A 16,798-nucleotide genomic window follows, 5' to 3' on the forward strand; every position below is an offset into this window, starting at 1 on the left:
TCTCCTTCCCGACAGAAAAACCGGGCCTGATCTGGCCCGGCCTCTGCTTAAACTTTTCGAAGGGTGAGCTACATTTGGTCGTCAGTCAGCGCAATGCCCGCTTCCTTGTAGTAACGGATTGCTCCGGGATGGATCTTGCCCGTGATATTCTCCATCAAATCGGTATCGACACCGGCCCACCAGGCCGCAGTTTCAGCCATCGCATTCTTGCTTTCCCAGAAGGTCTTGGTCAGCTGATAGGCGGTGTCATCGTCCATCTTGGTGGTGGTATATGCCACAACTGGCAAAGAGGTCGTCACGATATCCTCATCCTGACCAGCATAGGTGCCGGCCGGGATCACCAGACGGGCGCGCTTGGTCTGCGCGACTTGGTCGTCACTCAGGGACAACACTTTCACACCAGCCGAGGCGGCGGCTTCCACCACATTCGGGGCGGGCCAGGAGCCGGCGGTGACAAAGCCGTCGATCTGGCCGTTTTTCAGGGCGCCGACAGCGTTGGAGAGCTCTGCATCGGCAATGTTGACTTTGCCTTCAAGTCCAAACAAGTTCAGGTATTTCTCGCCTTCGCGCGCGCCAAAACTGCCTTTTCCCAAGAGGATGGTCTTGCCTTCCATGTCTTCAAAGCTGTCGATCCCACTGTCCGCGGAAACAACAAAATGCATGGTCAAAGAAGGAATCGGGAACAAGGCGCGGATCTCGTCAAAGGACGGATCGCTTTTGCCCTCGAACATCGCTTTTCCGCCCTGGGCAAGCCCAACCAAGGCCGGCGGTGTAGTGAACACATAGTCGCCACCGCGCGCGCGAACTTCCATTACGTTCTGAACCGAACCCTGACCTTCTTCGACGGTCACAATGATGTTCCCGTCCGATCCGGCCTTCATGGCTTCGGCGATCTGGACGCCCATTTGGTAGTATGAAGTCCCCGCCTTGGCGGACTTGTAGGTCACGCGCGTTTCGGCCCAAACCGGAGATGACACGACCACCGTGGCGGCTACGGCGGCAACCATGCACTTGAAATTGTCGAACATTTGAGAGTCTCCCTTTGATAGCAGCGATAAAGCACTCAGACTGATCCGGGGTCAATGGCCCGGGATCTCGGTGGCGCGGGGCGTCGCTTGTGCACCGACCAGGAAGTTGTGGAACCAAGGTCCGACAGACTGGTGTTGTCTTTGCTATTTGACTACATGAAAAAGGCAGGTGGCAAACCGCATTTAGGTGAAACGCCTAGCCTTCGCAGATCTGTCTCAGGAGCGTGTGATGTCCAGGTTGGAAAAGAAAACCGCTCTTGTGACCGGAGGAGCTCGAGGAATAGGACTGGCCATCGCCAGAGCGTTTCGCGAAGAAGGCGCTGACGTCATTCTGACAGATGTCGACGCCAATAACGGCCAAAGTTCCGCAGATGAATTCGGCGCTATATTCCGCCAGCTCGACGTCTCGTCAGAGGCGGATTGGCAAAGGGTTGAGACTGAATTTCCGGTGTTGGACGTGTTGGTGAACAACGCTGGCGTAACTGGCTTTGAATCTTCCGCTACCGGCACCCCTCCTGCACACGATCCTGAGCACGCCAGCTTGGCTGACTGGCGAGCCGTCCATGCCGTGAACAACGACGGGACTTTCTTGGGCTGTCGTTATGGGATCAAGGCAATGCGAAGAAATGGTTGCGGATCGATCATCAATATATCCTCCCGCTCTGGCCTTGTTGGAATTCCGATGGCGGCGGCCTACGCGGCTTCTAAGGCTGCTGTTCGCAATCATACAAAGTCCGTTGCCTTGTATTGCGCAAGCCAAGACCTTGCGATCCGATGCAATTCCATCCATCCCGCGGCGATCATGACACCGATGTGGGAGCCGATGCTGGGTGAAGGACCAGACAGAGCTGAGCGTGAAGCTGCGATGGTCGCGGACACTCCATTGCGACGGTTTGGAACTACCGAAGAAGTCGCGGCTCTGGCTGTGCTTCTCGCTTCCGACGAAGCTACTTACATCACCGGTGCCGAATTATCGATTGACGGAGGCATACTGGCAGGTTCCGCAGCGACCCCGGGACGCTAGCTCAACACCAACCAGGATGATTGGCGACCTAACCAAGCGCGAACGTATCGGCCAAATCGCAGTCAGACAACTAGGCTCGGGACCCAAAAAATAACCACATTCTCAGCGGCGGCTTCTACCTACAACCGAACGTAGGAAGAATTGCGTCAACGGCGAAGCTGCGGACAAAGCCCTCGTTCGTTGATCGCAATCTAGGGTCTGCACTCGGCCCTAACCGGACCTTCACCGTCAGGCTTTGCGAACGCCGAAATGCGGGACTTTCCTGACCTTCGCGGCGCATCGTACCAAGGTCAGCTTCCAAGAGATAGAGCTGTTTTTGGACCCTCTGTGTGCAGCCTCCGCTGCCATGATTGCGAATATCAATACGCCAACTCGACGGATGGCGAAACTGAGCTTTCAAGCTACAAAGTCGGGTGTCCGCCGCCTGCTGCCAATTATCTTACCCAAGAACCGGTTCCCGCTTTTTTTCGAGCGGGTCCGTATATGTAAGGGGGGATCAAGACGCACGACACGTGACGGACACGGCGCATAGCCGAGAGTATCCGGAACACGAAGGCGCCGGTTTTGCGTGGCCTGCAGCCCTTACCACTCCGAGATTCGGACGTTCCGATATGATACCGAGACGTTGTCGGTGTCAGGGATATTCTTGGCACCGAAGAGGCCATATCTGAACTGAATCTCGCCGCCCTCGGCCATATTGGGTCTGCCAGATGAGTCGGCAATAACCTTTCCATCACATTCGACCACAAACACACCGGGCGTTTTATCCTTGAGGGATTTGCGCGGCGTAGAATCGTATTGGATGCGCACAGAGACCTTGTGCCAGTCACCGAAATCGTCCGCAGAGATGCAGTCGCGTGCTCGGAAGGTGTAGCCATCATTATTCAGTTCGAAACCATAAAGCATATCGGCGCCCGTTTCGAATTGGCCGACGGTCAAACGTGCGTTGAGTGCATTGTAGCTGAAATCCTCCGGAATGAAGATCTCCCACTCGTACATACGCCGGTCTCCGGCGCTAGATGACGATGTTTCGAAGTACTCGATCCTGTTTCGGGAGCGGCCACAATCTGAGGTGTTGCGTTGTAACTCGTCAGAAAAATATTCACGATCGCTGCACTCGCCAGGAAGAAGCCGGAAACTCTCACTTCCGTCCGCATGGCGAACAGGGGCATCTGCACGAGGTGTGGTCAAATCGAAACTCTCGGCAACAGCCGAGTTGGCGAGAAGCAATGCAATTGAAATTGCAAGAATGCGCGGCGGCAGGCCCGCACGTGCAGTTCGCATTAGAAGATGGTTCGCTGTTTTCGTCACACGTTTCATCAAGTATCCTCGTTCGTGGGAGCGGAAGATGCTCCTCCCCGTTGCCGAAGGGCCACTGTCGAAAAAGTCGAGACAGTGGGCATTGGCGATGGTCGAATTGGAGGACCAGCCGGTGCGATTTACCAAACGAAAAACCTTGAAATCTTCCGAAATCCGCCTGGGAACCGTGATTGTCGAGCGGACAACCGGCCGGGTCTACGACTTGGCCGGAAACGAAATAGAGCTGAGGCATCAATCCCGCGAAGTCCTTGTGGCATTGGCAAAAAAAGCCGACCAGACAGTAACACGCGAAGCGCTGATCGACGAGATCTGGTCAGGCCGCGCCGTTGCAGCCGACAGCGTCGCGCAATGCATCGCGGAAATCCGGCGCGTGGTGGGCGATACCGAAAAACGCATTATCGAAACTGTTCCGCGTGAGGGCTACAGGCTGGTCCTGCCCGCCCCGGAAACCCACTCCACGACTTCGAAGAAACGGCTTGGCGCCTATTCGATGGTGGCCGCCCTCGCGGTTTTCGCCCTGATCACCGCCTATGTTCTGACGCGCCCTGACAACGACATCGATGCACCGGTGGTCGCCGTCCTGCCGTTTGAGGATTTCTCTGTCGAGCCGCACAAGGGCTTCTTGAGCGACGCGATCAGTGAAAACATCATAACCGCCCTGGCACGGTTTCCACAGATGGCGGTCATTTCGCGCCGCTCCAGCTTTCAGTTTCGCGACTCGCCTCAAGGGATTAGTGAGATCGCCAAGGCGCTTGGGGCCGATTTGGTTCTTGAAGGCAGCCAGCAATATGACGGCTCGCGGCTGAAGATCACCGCCCAGTTGATCGACGGCGCAACAGAAGCCCATATCTGGGCGGATGAGTTCGACGTGCCGCTGAGTGCGATGCTTGAGGCAAACAGCGAAATCAGCCGAATAATCGCCAAGGCTGTGGGCACAAACGTGATTGATACCGCGGATGCCAGCATGTCCGCTGGCGATGTCAGCGCCTTGATGATCTCGAATGCAGCGCAAAGCCGGATCATGCGCAACTTCACCCGCGAAAACCTGCTGATCAATATCGAGGAACAGGAACAGTCCATGAAGGACTACCCGGACTCCGCCTGGGGCTTTTTGGGGCAGGCCCTGTCGTTGCGTATCGGGCTCCACAATGGCTGGATCGAAGGCGACGAAGTGGCCCTGCGCAAACGGATGAACGATCTCGCCCGCCGGGGCGTCGAGCTCGATCCCAACAATTTCCTGGCCTACCATGCGCTCGGGCGGGCCTTGATGTTCGACGGCAATGTCGAAGACGCGGCACGCGCATTCCAGCGCGGGATCGAATTGAATCCTTCGTCCACCATCGTTGGCAACGGGCTCGCGGTATCGCAGATATATCAGGGCAAGACGGATGAGGCCCTGGCGACACTTGGTCAGCTGGAGCGCATTGACCCGCTCAAACACTTTGACCTGCAATGGAACAAGGCGTGGGCGTTGTGGCAGAAAGGGGACTGTGACACCGCTCTGGACTCGTTCAAATCAGCGCCCTCGATGCCGGTCGCGGCAAACAAACTCCTTGCGGCCATTCACCATTGCCTTGGCGACAAAGACAATGCGGCAAAAGCCATGAGCGACTATCTTGCGGAGAACCCTGACTGGACCGTTTCGCGGGTGAAGGGCATAGAATCCCGGATGTGGACCGCCCCCGGGGCACTGGATCGCTGGCTTGTCGCGATGGAGGCTTCCGGAATGCCTCAGCATTGATGGCGTCCCGCAATCACGGCATTGCAGACAATCATTCATCGCGCGGAAAAACGCACTCAGAGCTCGAACCGGTCATCTGACTGTTATTCTCTGATGACAGCTAAGAGCCGCTGATCAGTCGTTTGGTCGCGAAAGATCGCGCTTTCCGCTCTCAACAAAAGCTTCGCACAAGAGCGGAAGTCGACGAAAACTTGAGGAATGACCGGGTTGCGGACGAAGCCGCCGTTGAACCCGCCAGGTTAAGTGTCCGGTTCGGCGAGCAACTCAGTTTTTTCGCCGTTCTCGACTTCCTGCAATTTTCTAAAAGCGGTTGGCGTCATGCCGTTTGCGCGGCGGAAGGCTCGAGCGAAATTGGCGGCATCCGTGAACCCCAGCGCTGTAGCGATATCGGAAACCGACCTACTGGTCGTGACTAGAACCTCTCTTGCGTATTGCTGCCTCACGAAGCTTATCTCGTTGGTAATATTGGTCCCGTTCTCAGCTAGTCGTCGTTTCAGCTTGTGCTGGCTCATCGATGCGAGAGCCGCACATTTTGAAGCGCTAAGGTCAATCTGTTCGATGTGCGCCCGGAGCATTTGCCTAAAAGATTGAACAAACCCGTCGGCAGCCGTGCCGGATTTTTCCTCCGTGGCTAAACTGGATGACGCAGGATCCAGTTTTAGGGACAACCAAGACGACGGAAAGTGAATACTGAACCCCATTCTGTTCCCCTTCATTGGGTGCATCAGGTCGAATTCCGATGGTAGAACCTTGGGGTCGCTTACAGTAACTGTTACTTTCGATGGGTCCAGCCGGTTGCGTAGAGCCCGCCGGAGAACGGCCAAGCCGAGCGCCACCATGAATGCGTCGTTCTGAGCGGGCAGAATTTGGGGTGCAAAAGATCGCGTCTCTCCAAAAACTGCAGTTTGGCCGACTATATTAAGATGTTCTGTGACAGAACTGGCAATCTCGTTGGACCGCGCGATAAAGATCGACAGGAAGTCTCCAACCGTTGTCGCGCGCGCCTCAGCGTCCTCAAGTATCGTCCAACCCTGAACATCGAGTTTGCTTCCAACGCGGGCCCCAAAAAAGGGATCTTCGGCAGACTTGGCGGCGTTCTCGACAAACTGGTGGATGACCATGACGTGAACTGAGAGGTCAGCCTCAAAGATTGCACTCTCAGTTAATCCGACGCTCTCGAACACTGGTTCCGGCTCAATGCCGCATTCGCGGAGTTCCATGGCGAAGGGGCGCAAAACGCTCAGTTTTACGAGTGGTAAAGTGTGCTTCATCGATCCAGGGTTCGCTTTGATGTTCAGTTTCATTCTAGCGACGCAGAACAATTAAAAGGGAAAAAAATTGCTCAAAATTGTCCCTATGGGGCAAAATACTGTCCTTCGCGCACCTCGAAGACAGGCGAGAGTTCCGTCACTCGTTATACTGTCTCTCAGTTCAAACGCCCCGAGCGGGGGGCTGATCCAATGGGAGATGGAAATGAAAATTACTCTACAATCTGTTGCGGGGGTTTTGCTCGCGACAGCAACGGCTACGTCGTCGCTCGCTCAGGAAGAGGCTTCACCGGCACTGGTTCTATTCACGAACTGTGCGGTGTTTGATGGTCTCACCGAAACCTTGATTGAAGGGCAAAATATTCTGATTGAAGGCAATCTGATTTCGGCTGTCGGCGATACGTCGCTTGAGGCAAAAGGGGCAAACCAGATTGACTGCGATGGACGCACTTTGATGCCTGGGCTGATTGATGCGCACACGCACCTCTACATGAACATGCCCGGTGGTGTTGGCGGCATGGAGGGTGGCGCGTGGGACGAAATCGGTCCTCGGGCTGCGCATATGGCCAACGAGTATCTCTACAGCGGGTTTACCAGCGTCCGCGAAATGGGTGGCGGAGGTTCCGGTCTGAAGAAAACTGTTGACGCGGGGCTGGTTGAAGGGCCGCGCATATACCCGAGTGGCGCCTTTGTGTCGCAAACCTCGGGGCATGGTGATTTTCGCAACGCGTCACAGCGAAACCCGAACCTGCCGCCCTATGCCAATGACAGCAGCGCGCAACGGCTCGGCATCACATATGTCGCTGATGGTGTGGATGGCGTCATGACAGCCGTACGGCAGAACCTGTCCCAGGGGGCAACGCAGATCAAGCTGATGGCCGGGGGCGGCGTCGCCTCGATCCTGGATCCGCTGCACACTCTGCAATACCAGCCCGAAGAACTTGACGCAGCAGTACGCGTTGCCGCCGATTGGGACACATATGTCGGCGTTCATGTTTTTTCGGATGAAGGGATCGTGCGGGCCGTCGAGGCCGGCGTAAAAAGCATCGAGCACGGGTTTTTCGCCAGCCCCGAGACGCTGCAGCTCATGAAAGACAATGACGTTTTCCTTGTTTCGCAGATGACCGGTATCTCGCCCTATCTGGAACAAAATCCCGGCCTGCAAACCAAGGCAAATCAGGACAAGCTGGCACTTGCGACCGATCAATCCAAGGACTTCGTCGAGAACGTCAAGGCGATCCGTCCTAAGATGGCCTTTCAGTCCGACGTCGTGTTTGCCACGGGAGAGTTGCTGCGAACCCAGCTGGACTATGAGAAATGGTTCCATGCCCACCTATTTGGAAACCACGCGATGCTTGTTGCGGCAACCTCTTCGGCAGGGGAGCTTCTGGCATACTCGGGAAAAGCCAACCCTTACCTCGAAGGTCCTCTTGGTGTGATTGTCGAAGGCGCTTACGCCGACGTTCTCATTGTCGATGGAAACCCTCTTGAAGACATCAGTGTCATCGGCGGCAACGAGAAATGGTACGACGCCGAACCGCGTCCTCGTGACATCCCGACGATGCGACTGATCATGAAAGATGGCGTGATCTACAAGAATACTCTGAACTGAGTATAGCGCAGGGTGGTGGCCTACCTCGGCCACCCTGCGCGACCTCGCCCCTGTGAATGTTACGGTGAATTGATTTTCAGAGCCTTCTACATGTGCTAAACATCTTTACCGGACATTCAACCTGTCCCTCTGTAGCCGTCACTTTGGGCTCTGAGCGGACCTTCGCTGAAACTTGGATGAATGTCTGCTCTGCGGGACTTTGAGGACATCCGCAATATTACTCCAAAGGACCGCAGTCAGCCCGAAGCGGACATTCGATACTGGAATTCGCAACTCCAGAGATGCAGGAAGAGGTAGTTATCCGAAAGTCGCTTAGAGGGGAATTTTGCACTAAGCCACATGAGCAGCCCCAACTGACTGGTCCAAGTTGATTGTTAGTGCATCATCGGCCTGTGATCCATCGGGATGATGGTTTCGGGCGCTGGCGGGCGGTAACCCAGAGCACTGTGGGGTCGTTTTGTGTTGTAGTGTTTTCTCCATTGTTCGATCAGAATTTGAGCTTCGCGCAGGCTGTAGAAGATCTCACCGTTGAGCAACTCGTCCCTGAACCTGCCGTTGAAGCTTTCACAGTATCCGTTCTCCCAAGGGCTGCCAGGTTCGATGTAAGCCGTCTGGGCGCCAACTGCGGCGATCCAGTCTCGGACGGCCTGGGCGATAAATTCTGGCCCATTGTCTGAACGTATGAAGCGGGGTGCACCGCGCAGTATGAACAGATCCGTCAGGGCATCGATCACATCGACCGAGTTCAGCTTGCGCTTCACTCTGATCGCAAGGCACTCCCGGCTGTGCTCATCAAGGATGTTCAGCGTCCGAAAAGCTTTGCCATCGTCGGTTCGACAATGAACGAAGTCATAGCTCCATACATGATTGCGATACTCCGGCCTCAGCCGAACACACGAGCCATCGTTCAGCCAGAGCCGCCCCTTCCTCGGTTGTTTTGCGGGAACCTTCAGCCCCTCTCTCCGCCATAGTCGTTCGACACGGCCATCGCTGACCGACCAACCTGCCTCTCTGAGCAAGGCCGCAATTCGACGATAGCCGTATCGACCATACTGCCTGGCCAATTCGATCATGTCGGCAACCAACCGATCCTCATCGACACGGCCTCTCGGGATGTGCCTCTGTGTGGAACGATGTTGTCCCAGCACGCGACAGGCTCTGCGCTCAGACACTTTGAACTGGCGACGCACATGTTCGATGCAGGCGCGACGGCGAGCGGGGCTCAGAAGTTTCCCTTTGCAGCCTCCGTCAAGATCAGCTTGTCGAGCGTCAGGTCTGACACAGCTCGTCTCAGCCGATCATTTTCCTTCTGAAGCCGCTTCAGTTCCTTCAGTTGATCTACACCCATTCCGCCGTATTGCTTGCGCCATCGGTAATAGGTCTGTTCAACAACACCAATCTGTCTGATTGCATCCAGCCGGGGCATGCCTTGCCCCATCAGCACCTCAACCTGCCGTAACTTTGAGACAATCTCTTCCGGCTTCGGTCGCTTGTTTGCCATTCTTGGTCCTCCGTTTCCTAAACATAGCGGTGGACCAGTTCAAATGGGGAGGCTCAGGGGCACCGCGTAGCGGAGGTCTGCTAACCGCCCATAGAGACAGCTGCAGCGCCGTTCGCCAATGAGCTATACGGGCTCGATGCGGTCGCTCAGCCAAATTCATTGAACGACTGCATTGCGGACACTAGCTGCCGTTCGCCTCAGCGCAGCAATATTCCGACAGACACATGACCCATTGACCAATGCTTGTGTTACGTTTCCTCTTGGCAGAACATATGTGGCAACGTTTTCAGGGAATGAACAAACATGAGTTTTGTTGAAGCAATAAAGACGTGCCTCACAAAATACTTCGTTTTTTCCGGGCGCGCGGCGCGGTCAGAGTACTGGTGGTTTGTGTTGTTCGTGGTCCTCGTCAGCATTGTTTTGGCAATCATCGACGCCTCTCTATTCGGCGTGAACCCTGAAACTGGAGAGAGTAGCCAAGTCTTAACTCCGATCTTCCAACTTGCAGTTGTCGTGCCCATGCTGGCCGCCGGATGGCGGCGTTTGCATGACACTGGAAGACCAGGCTGGTACTTGCTCTTGCCTGCAGCGCTCAGCATCGCAACCATGTTCATGCTGTTCAGTGGCATCGCTGTATTTTCAGTCCTCGAGCAAGGGGCTGACGACCCTGAAGCATTGAGGGGCCCAGCGGCTCTACTTGGCGTCACAGGTTTGATGGTTGTGGGAGTTCTTCAACTGATACTCTCTGTGCTGATGATCTGGTGGCTAAGCCGACCGTCACAGGAAGGTGAAAATGAATATGGTGCACCCGCAGCTTGAACTTATGACGTGGATCATCAGTGCTTTCGCGGCAGAATGACGAAACATGGCTTAGTTGCCTAGGAGGTTACTTATGAAGAGACATCTAGTCGCCGGCACGGTCCTCACAATCATGATGTCATCACCTGCCATGGCTGAGTGGAACTTCAGTGGGCCGCCGAACGCCAACGCCTTCATTCAGACCGGCGACATGACTCTGGAGTTGCAGTGCGACCGTGTCCGTTTCGCGCCAGCAGGTTATGACGACTCGCAGGATATTGTCTCCAGGCAGGGCCTGTCCTTTCGGTTCATGAAGGATGGTTCGACCGAGGTAGGTGCGTTTCAGGCAGGATCAGTGAATGCGGATATCTCGCTCGTCGACAACTATCCTGTTGAGGTCCGTTTCTTCGATCAGGGCGACTATGATTTCGTTTTGGATCAGATTGCGCAGAACGCCGTTCTGAACCTTTCGATGGCTGACCAGGATGTCTCTTATGGTATCTTCACGCTCAAAGGATCTTCCGCGGCGGTAAGATCCCTGCGCGCGGCCTGCGGCTCTAACGCGTCGACATCTCAGAGCATGGAGGCGCCAGAAGGCATTGTGTATTGCGGTGGCGGTGCCGTGCAGAGGGTCATCGAATACGCCATCGTGGGTCAACCCGGCGAGCAGTGGGATGCTATCGTGACCGTCAATGGTGAGACAGTTCGGGCGATGACTTCATATAGCTTCTTCGGAAATTCTGAACCACCAGCAGGCTTCCAGGTGGCGCTCCTGGGTGAAGATCGGTCAGAGTTCCTCGTCTTCAGCGATGGGGGCCGGAACTGGATCGAGTTTGGCGATTACACCTACGATCAGTGCAACTGAGGCACACGGAAGGGCTGGAGACACGAACATGGGTAGCCAACTGGTTGGAAATGGCAATCGCGCCGGCGCTGGGATTTTGGCGGTTGCTGTTTGTGCTCTTTCCGTGGCCTTCTATACGCCCTCGGCGCACGCGCAGGATTTGTCCGGGCTGCCCACACAGCTTCTTGAAAGAGTAGAGGCCGCGCAGCAGGCATGTTCGGATATGGAGAACGGGCAGTTCGCCTTTGAATTGGGAGCCATCCACCGCGTCGATCTCGATGGAGACATCGAGCGGGACTGGGTTCTGGACGAGGCGGGTTTTGCCTGTTCCACCGCTGTGTCGCTCTATTGCGGGACAGGCGGTTGCATGTCTCACTTCTTGGTCGAGGAACATTTGTTCTCGCTTCTCAATCAGGGATGGGACATGGCGAACATCGGCCCATTTCGCGTGCTTTTGGCGGATGTGCATGGCTCGCAATGTGGTGGGATCAACCCAACGCCCTGCATCGTGGCCAGTGTTTGGGATTCAGATGAAACGGTCTGGCGCAGCACGGGTGCAGAGTGGGAGTAGAATATATGGAAAGGCGCCTCGAAAAGATCATGCGTGCCATATGTGCCTGCGCTTTGGCGCTGTCGGTGACGGGATGCGTCGAAACCGCTCAAGAGTTAGCGATCAGCGAACCCGACCCGGAACTGAACTTCGTTCGCGGTTACCGAAGTGTTGCGGACGAGTGCCAGCTTGTCGGCGAAACGGCGTTTACTGGCGATTTGCTCGACGATTCGGCCGATCTTGTGGCCTGTCCGACGGGAAGTGCAGCAATGGCAAGCCTAATGGCGGAAACGGGAGCGCCCGTAATCACCCAAACCAACAGCTTCTCGTTCTTCAGCATTCCCTACCGCTGAACCACATGCTTGCCCTGGACTTTGAATGGTCCTCTCTGTCGATGAGTTCAGGACAACTGCCGGACTACTCCGGAACATCCATCGAGAAGAAGTACGTCGCGCACAACGCTTGACCGGCAATGCCTGCAGGCGGTTCCATGCCAGTAAACATCGCTACGCCAAGGTAGGTAAACCCGGAGCTGTCCTCACTCCAGGTTGCCATATACGTGACTGGTTGGTCGCCACAAAGCGTGTTTCCCTGCCTTAGTGGGCCTGCATCGCCTGATACACGAAACACCTGAGCAACAGGCACGTCGCCAGACGCACCCCAATTGCCTGAACTCTTGGGGTCATGAACTTCGAGATCAAGAAACCTGCCGGTCTCGAAGACCATCCGCTTGGTGGACAAGATTACTGGCCCGGTAATCGCCATTGCCGTTTCGCTGGAAGGATCGAAAGCCTTTGAATCCTCAAAGAGCGGTTGGGATGATGCTGGACCTATCAATATCCACATTGCGATTAGCAGCATCAGGATCGATCGACACATTTGGTTCTCCATTGTGCGAAGTTGTTTGAAAACTTTAAAACACCTGTTTGCTATGCCATCGAATGCAGCGAGTGTCTCTGCCCATGGTTTCGAATGCTGCGCGCGCGATCAAGATCCGAGAAGGGCTCGGTGCGGTCATTGGCAGGTTTTTTTTAAGAATGTCTACTTTGCCGACTTTGCGGTCTGTCAGAAAAGGGAAAGAACCCGTGCGAGTTTTCCTGCCTTCGAACGTTAAGTGTCAGCGAGGTTCAAACGGCGCAGCGATCAGGCCGATGGCCAGATAAGGTTCAAGATCAAAACGACGATGAAAATGATCGGAAAGAAAATCAACGCTTGTTGAACTTTTGAACGGTTCTCAAACCAACCCATACTTCTTACAGCCCAATATGCGCCACCACACAAAAGACCCGTGACAATCGCGTGCAACCAATCCATTAGCAGTCCTCCGCAGGCAGCATAGTCACATCAGAGTAGCGACCATCCGCCGTTGTTATCCGCGCGCAAGCGCCAGTATCACGGTTAAACCAGAATGACGTGAGACCCTCGGAGCGGATCAACTCGTACCCGAGGTTCTGTATGCCCATCTCCGCTTGGCCGGCACGTGCTCCTTCGAATGCAGTCAAATCGCTTGAACTGCCAATAGCAGGTTGGCCCGGTTCGGTAGAAGTGCTTGGAGTATCACATGCGACAAGGCCAAGTGCTGCAAATCCAGCCACAAAGGGAACAAATGACTTCATTGGATTTCCTGCTTGTTGAACTCGGTGGCTACTCGATGCCGATACCAATATCAAAGGTGACCGGTTGCGCCCCGGCGTTTAGGACCTCGACCACATGATCGCCAGACTGCCAAAGTTGGCCTCGATAAGGGGTATCAGAAGAGATCAGGTCTAGAAGGAGCGAGCCATCCGGGTTGAAAATTTTGTAGTCCAACGCGCCACCGTGGGAACCCACGTCCACGCGCATGAACTGACCATCTGCTGCGCCGAGCACGTAGCTCACTGATGTATTCGGGTTCAAAGTGCCCGACATCGCTGCGCCGCTGGTACCTGCCGCGAATTGGACCCGTTGGGTTCCTGAAACTACGGGTAAACCGCCGGACCCCGCCATTGCGCCTTGGCCGTCATCGGCGGCCTGCGCGACGCTGAGTTCAGCGACTTGACCGTCGTTGGACACAAGACATCTCCAGACTGTCTCGCCTTTGTCTTGCAGCATGACGAGCGAATTTGCTTCGGAAAACTCTGTAGACAGAACAGTGCCGCTTTGTCCGTCCGGCCCACCCACAGAACGCAATTGGTCGATGCAACTGTCAATCGCGTCCTGTCCGACGTCAGCGGCCGAGGCGAACGTCGGCGAGATACAAAGAGACAAAGCCAGAACCTTTGATCGCATAACTAAACTCTCCTGGTATTAATTAGACACCGCCGCGTCGCGCAGTTGCTGCAATACGGCATCACATTCGCTGGCCGCTCCGACGATCGCATCCCCGTTTTCTTCCGCGTCCGGGGTCAGTTCTCTCAGGTTAGTGACAGCACGGTTAAAAACTTGATCGACCTGTTCTTCTGTCAGAAGGCCCTCCTGTTGCGCTGCATTTGCAATCCCACAAACACCGGCTGAAAGCCCGGTAGCGATGCCCATTCCAGCGCCACTGCCGATGCCCAGCATCCCGCCACCAATACCGCCCACAAGCAGCCCTATAACCAGTCCCAAAATCAGTTTACCCATTTGTTTTGTTTCCTAATGCTCTGAGGTTTGTCACCATTACAGAGGCTAATTTGCTCTATTCTTCTTCCTGCATAATCTCACCAAAATCACCAAATTCACCGACGGCGCCAGTATTGCTAACAGTGGCCTGACGGTCTCCGGCGCAAATTCAATTGCAAGAACCCACGGTAGGCCCAAGGGTAGCAGAAATAGCCCAGACAAGGGATCTCTTGGCTGTTCAAACCAGCCGAAGGTTCCTGTCATAAAGATGAAACTCGCGCCTGCCCACAGCAACATGAAAACCCAAATCGCGGCTTTGCACAGCATCAGTCATCGCAACGTTCCAGCAAGCTATTTCGCAAAACTAGAGCGTTCCTTCGTTAGTAAGCGACATTATACCGTCTGTGGAGCCGTCACTGTAAGCGATGCACTGCCATGGCGCGCGGTCCGGTCCGACGCCGACGCGCACAAACGTCCCGGCTTCAGAGAACTCCGAACCGAGCAGTGCCACATCCGGATTGTTGGTTGTCGCAGTGACATCACGCAAGCAAGCTTGCTCCGCCGCGTTTGGTGCCGCCGACGTAGCACTGGTTGTGCTACTTTCATCACAAGCGGTGAGAAGTGCAACCGCTGGAAAAGCCAAAAGAAAGTTTTTCATAATGTACCCTGTTTCACGTTGACCTAGGAAAGCGCCGAGGCGCTTTCTCCGGGATCTTAATTTTGTCCCATATTCAACAATACGGTATTCACTTGGTTGGTCAAATTTTTGCGATTTGAATACGCTACCTAATTCAGTCCAATCAAATTGTGTCCGCTTCGGGGTCAGGGCAAACGTTCGATGCGTAGTAGGGCCATAGGCCGGATAAACGGCAGCTTCGGGCTCAAAGCCGTCATCCGACGGCATTAGCGATTAGACCGGTTTGTGGTTGCGAGCGGTCATTGGGGCCGCTCTCAGGATTGGTCCGACATCGGCCCTCCCAGTACTATTCAACGAGTTTTCAAGCTCAACTCCGAGATCCTACCGTCGCCTGACCCTCTCTCGATTACGCTCCCGACGTTCGATGTTGATCCGGTGGTCGCGGCCCAATGCCCGGTAGAAGCCCGGTCCCTTGGACCAGTTCAGAAAGTGGGCAAAGCTGTCGACCTGATCGTCGTTGCGTCCGCGTGGAAAGGACTGAAGCTCCCGTTTGAATACCGGCAGCCAGGGTGCATCTGCAGGCAGATAAACCTTGCCCTCTTCGACAGGACCGCAAGCGGACTGGAACCGGGTTTCCTTGTCCTTGTCGGGTTTAATGCGTTCGTAGCGCCGACGGTCATCACGAAACAATTCGTCCAAAAGAGGTTTGCCGGAGGCCGCATCTTCGATCAGGACACGATCGGGATCCCAACGGCCGACAAGTTGCAGTGCCTTGGCTTTCAGGTCTGGGTAGTCTACCTGCCCGCGCCAGACGTCGATAAGATGCCACGCATTTTCGCGGAACCCCCAGGTTGTACAGACAGAGAAATCAGACCGGGGGTCTGCCGACATGCCCGTATCCCAGCTCTGAACCACCAGTTGGAACCAGCGGCGATCTTCGATGGTCTCGTAGGTGCCAAACCACTCCCAGCGCAAGGGCGACCCGTCGGGAGCAATGGGGTTCTGCTGATACTGGCAATTGAACACGGCCGCGCCCATTTCGCGACGCTTGGTATCCAGCGTTTGCTGATCCAAACGGGACGGGCACAGGAGATCACCCGGTTTGCGGCGCATGACCCTTCCACGCCCAAGAGGAACCACCTCATGGCCTTCTGCGATGGCAGGCAGATTCAGATGCCGGTAGGTCCCGCGTTCGAGCAGATAACCCGGCGGATCCATCTCGTGCAACCGTTGCGCAACCATAACCACACGCCCTTCGGCCGGATTGTCGAAGCGCGACAACAAGGTCCCCTCAATGAACTCCTGCGCCTTGACCAGCTCGGCTTCGGAGCCGGCATCTCCGGCTTTCAGCAGGTCATCGATGATGATGTAATCGGCGCCATGACCGGTGACAGAACTTCCAATGGAGACAGCCTTACGGCTGCCTCCCTTTGTGGTGCGGATTTCTTCTGAGGTGTTGCCCTTTTTAGCCAAGACCGTTTCAGGGAACATTTCCCGGTACCAGCGCGCAGACATGATCCGACGACAATCTTCGGAATGTTTGCGCGCCAGATCCAACCCATAGCTGGCAACGGTGCTGTCAGACGAATTCGAACCAGTCTCAGTTTACCGCGAAAACCGCGAACCTATCCGGAACAAAGTTGACGCCACTCGCTAAGAGCGGCGGTGCGTGTCTGCTTGAAGGAGTCTCGGCTGGCTAGCGATCTTTCCTGGTTGAAGTGGTTGTACACGGAGGAATGGACGGAGGCGAATTTCTGTAGACTTCGCATGCGCCTGAAACGCTGCATCGCGCGTTCACGTCGTCGAAACGGCAGGTGCGAATTCTCAACACGGTTGTTGAGCCACCTGCCCGTCTGTTGTTTTTCGAGCGCGCCTATTTCTCTGAGCGCAGCCTT

General features: G+C 55.4%; 17 protein-coding genes. 7 read left to right on the forward strand and 10 right to left on the reverse strand.

Features of this window, described 5'->3' with window-relative positions; translation table 11 throughout:
• Nucleotides 1-68: 68 nt before the first annotated feature.
• A complete protein-coding gene (locus AC2FNZ_RS11630; RefSeq protein ID WP_496840736.1) occupies nt 69-1,028 on the reverse strand; it encodes a TAXI family TRAP transporter solute-binding subunit in 960 nt (319 codons plus the stop codon).
• A gap of 229 nt (nt 1,029-1,257) precedes the next feature.
• Here AC2FNZ_RS11630 and AC2FNZ_RS11635 point away from each other — a divergent pair, with 229 nt between their 5' ends.
• Nucleotides 1,258-2,052: an SDR family oxidoreductase gene (locus AC2FNZ_RS11635; RefSeq protein ID WP_496840737.1), complete on the forward strand. Its 795-nt coding sequence runs from the start codon at nt 1,258-1,260 to the stop codon at nt 2,050-2,052.
• 582 nt (nt 2,053-2,634) lie between these two features.
• Here AC2FNZ_RS11635 and AC2FNZ_RS11640 read toward each other — a convergent pair.
• Nucleotides 2,635-3,051, reverse strand: a complete 417-nt coding sequence (locus tag AC2FNZ_RS11640; protein ID WP_496840738.1) for a polysaccharide lyase family protein — start codon at nt 3,049-3,051, stop codon at nt 2,635-2,637.
• Between AC2FNZ_RS11640 and AC2FNZ_RS11645 the strand changes: the two genes are divergently transcribed.
• Nucleotides 3,029-5,113, forward strand: a complete 2,085-nt coding sequence (locus AC2FNZ_RS11645) for a winged helix-turn-helix domain-containing tetratricopeptide repeat protein (RefSeq protein ID WP_496840739.1) — start codon at nt 3,029-3,031, stop codon at nt 5,111-5,113. The genes AC2FNZ_RS11640 and AC2FNZ_RS11645 overlap by 23 nt on opposite strands.
• Nucleotides 5,114-5,352: 239 nt before the next feature.
• Here AC2FNZ_RS11645 and AC2FNZ_RS11650 read toward each other — a convergent pair whose 3' ends face one another.
• Entirely contained in the window at nt 5,353-6,417 is a 1,065-nt protein-coding gene (locus tag AC2FNZ_RS11650; RefSeq protein WP_271950342.1) for an AraC family transcriptional regulator, read from the reverse strand.
• Nucleotides 6,418-6,451: 34 nt separating this feature from the next.
• On the opposite strand from AC2FNZ_RS11650, the gene AC2FNZ_RS11655 reads away from it, so the two are divergent.
• Entirely contained in the window at nt 6,452-7,993 is a 1,542-nt protein-coding gene (locus tag AC2FNZ_RS11655) for a metal-dependent hydrolase family protein (protein ID WP_496840740.1), read from the forward strand.
• Nucleotides 7,994-8,367: 374 nt separating this feature from the next.
• Here AC2FNZ_RS11655 and AC2FNZ_RS11660 read toward each other — a convergent pair.
• A protein-coding gene (locus tag AC2FNZ_RS11660) for an IS3 family transposase (RefSeq protein ID WP_496840397.1) occupies nt 8,368-9,494 on the reverse strand; the annotation gives its coding sequence in 2 pieces (ribosomal slippage) (nt 8,368-9,230 and nt 9,230-9,494; 1,128 coding nt in all).
• Between the two features lie 303 nt (nt 9,495-9,797).
• Here AC2FNZ_RS11660 and AC2FNZ_RS11665 point away from each other — a divergent pair.
• From AC2FNZ_RS11665 to AC2FNZ_RS11680, 4 genes are all read left to right on the forward strand, one after another.
• Nucleotides 9,798-10,313, forward strand: coding sequence for a DUF805 domain-containing protein (locus tag AC2FNZ_RS11665; protein ID WP_093964957.1), 516 nt, complete (start codon nt 9,798-9,800; stop codon nt 10,311-10,313).
• A 73-nt stretch (nt 10,314-10,386) separates the two neighbouring features.
• A complete protein-coding gene (locus AC2FNZ_RS11670; RefSeq protein WP_093964956.1) occupies nt 10,387-11,157 on the forward strand; it encodes a hypothetical protein in 771 nt (256 codons plus the stop codon).
• Nucleotides 11,158-11,185: 28 nt separating this feature from the next.
• Nucleotides 11,186-11,707 carry a hypothetical protein gene (locus tag AC2FNZ_RS11675; RefSeq protein ID WP_496840741.1) on the forward strand — a complete coding sequence of 174 codons (522 nt, stop codon included), beginning with the start codon at nt 11,186-11,188 and terminating at the stop codon, nt 11,705-11,707.
• A gap of 5 nt (nt 11,708-11,712) precedes the next feature.
• On the forward strand, nt 11,713-12,039 hold the full coding sequence (locus AC2FNZ_RS11680) for a hypothetical protein (RefSeq protein ID WP_141138521.1): 327 nt from the start codon (nt 11,713-11,715) through the stop codon (nt 12,037-12,039).
• 64 nt (nt 12,040-12,103) lie between these two features.
• On the opposite strand, the gene AC2FNZ_RS11685 is transcribed toward AC2FNZ_RS11680, so the two are convergent.
• The 6 genes from AC2FNZ_RS11685 to AC2FNZ_RS11710 all read right to left on the reverse strand — a co-directional run.
• Nucleotides 12,104-12,565 (reverse strand): hypothetical protein, encoded by a 462-nt coding sequence (locus tag AC2FNZ_RS11685; protein WP_141138520.1) that lies wholly within the window; start codon nt 12,563-12,565, stop codon nt 12,104-12,106.
• Nucleotides 12,566-13,330: 765 nt separating this feature from the next.
• Nucleotides 13,331-13,954, reverse strand: coding sequence for a hypothetical protein (locus AC2FNZ_RS11690; RefSeq protein WP_093964952.1), 624 nt, complete (start codon nt 13,952-13,954; stop codon nt 13,331-13,333).
• Nucleotides 13,955-13,972: 18 nt separating this feature from the next.
• A complete protein-coding gene (locus AC2FNZ_RS11695) occupies nt 13,973-14,287 on the reverse strand; it encodes a hypothetical protein (protein ID WP_093964951.1) in 315 nt (104 codons plus the stop codon).
• 343 nt (nt 14,288-14,630) lie between these two features.
• Nucleotides 14,631-15,170 (reverse strand): hypothetical protein, encoded by a 540-nt coding sequence (locus AC2FNZ_RS11700; RefSeq protein ID WP_496840742.1) that lies wholly within the window; start codon nt 15,168-15,170, stop codon nt 14,631-14,633.
• Between the two features lie 114 nt (nt 15,171-15,284).
• Nucleotides 15,285-16,394: a phage terminase large subunit gene (gene terL / locus AC2FNZ_RS11705; RefSeq protein WP_496840743.1), complete on the reverse strand. Its 1,110-nt coding sequence runs from the start codon at nt 16,392-16,394 to the stop codon at nt 15,285-15,287.
• Nucleotides 16,395-16,528: 134 nt separating this feature from the next.
• A partial coding sequence (locus AC2FNZ_RS11710; RefSeq protein ID WP_496840744.1) for a DDE-type integrase/transposase/recombinase occupies nt 16,529-16,798 on the reverse strand: 270 nt, incomplete at its 5' end.

It is taken from the genome of Ruegeria sp. SAZA006 (assembly GCF_059613465.1).

Coding starts and splice junctions, on each gene's coding strand:
- AC2FNZ_RS11630 (WP_496840736.1), bottom strand. CDS start 1,028: ATGTTCGACAATTTCAAGTGCATGGTTGCCGCCGTAGCCGCCACGGTG.
- AC2FNZ_RS11635 (WP_496840737.1), top strand. CDS start 1,258: ATGTCCAGGTTGGAAAAGAAAACCGCTCTTGTGACCGGAGGAGCTCGA.
- AC2FNZ_RS11645 (WP_496840739.1), top strand. CDS start 3,029: ATGAAGATCTCCCACTCGTACATACGCCGGTCTCCGGCGCTAGATGAC.
- AC2FNZ_RS11640 (WP_496840738.1), bottom strand. CDS start 3,051: ATGTACGAGTGGGAGATCTTCATTCCGGAGGATTTCAGCTACAATGCA.
- AC2FNZ_RS11650 (WP_271950342.1), bottom strand. CDS start 6,417: ATGAAACTGAACATCAAAGCGAACCCTGGATCGATGAAGCACACTTTA.
- AC2FNZ_RS11665 (WP_093964957.1), top strand. CDS start 9,798: ATGAGTTTTGTTGAAGCAATAAAGACGTGCCTCACAAAATACTTCGTT.
- AC2FNZ_RS11670 (WP_093964956.1), top strand. CDS start 10,387: ATGAAGAGACATCTAGTCGCCGGCACGGTCCTCACAATCATGATGTCA.
- AC2FNZ_RS11675 (WP_496840741.1), top strand. CDS start 11,186: ATGGGTAGCCAACTGGTTGGAAATGGCAATCGCGCCGGCGCTGGGATT.
- AC2FNZ_RS11680 (WP_141138521.1), top strand. CDS start 11,713: ATGGAAAGGCGCCTCGAAAAGATCATGCGTGCCATATGTGCCTGCGCT.
- AC2FNZ_RS11685 (WP_141138520.1), bottom strand. CDS start 12,565: ATGTGTCGATCGATCCTGATGCTGCTAATCGCAATGTGGATATTGATA.
- AC2FNZ_RS11690 (WP_093964952.1), bottom strand. CDS start 13,954: ATGCGATCAAAGGTTCTGGCTTTGTCTCTTTGTATCTCGCCGACGTTC.
- AC2FNZ_RS11695 (WP_093964951.1), bottom strand. CDS start 14,287: ATGGGTAAACTGATTTTGGGACTGGTTATAGGGCTGCTTGTGGGCGGT.
- AC2FNZ_RS11700 (WP_496840742.1), bottom strand. CDS start 15,170: ATGCCGTCGGATGACGGCTTTGAGCCCGAAGCTGCCGTTTATCCGGCC.
- terL (WP_496840743.1), bottom strand. CDS start 16,394: ATGTTCCCTGAAACGGTCTTGGCTAAAAAGGGCAACACCTCAGAAGAA.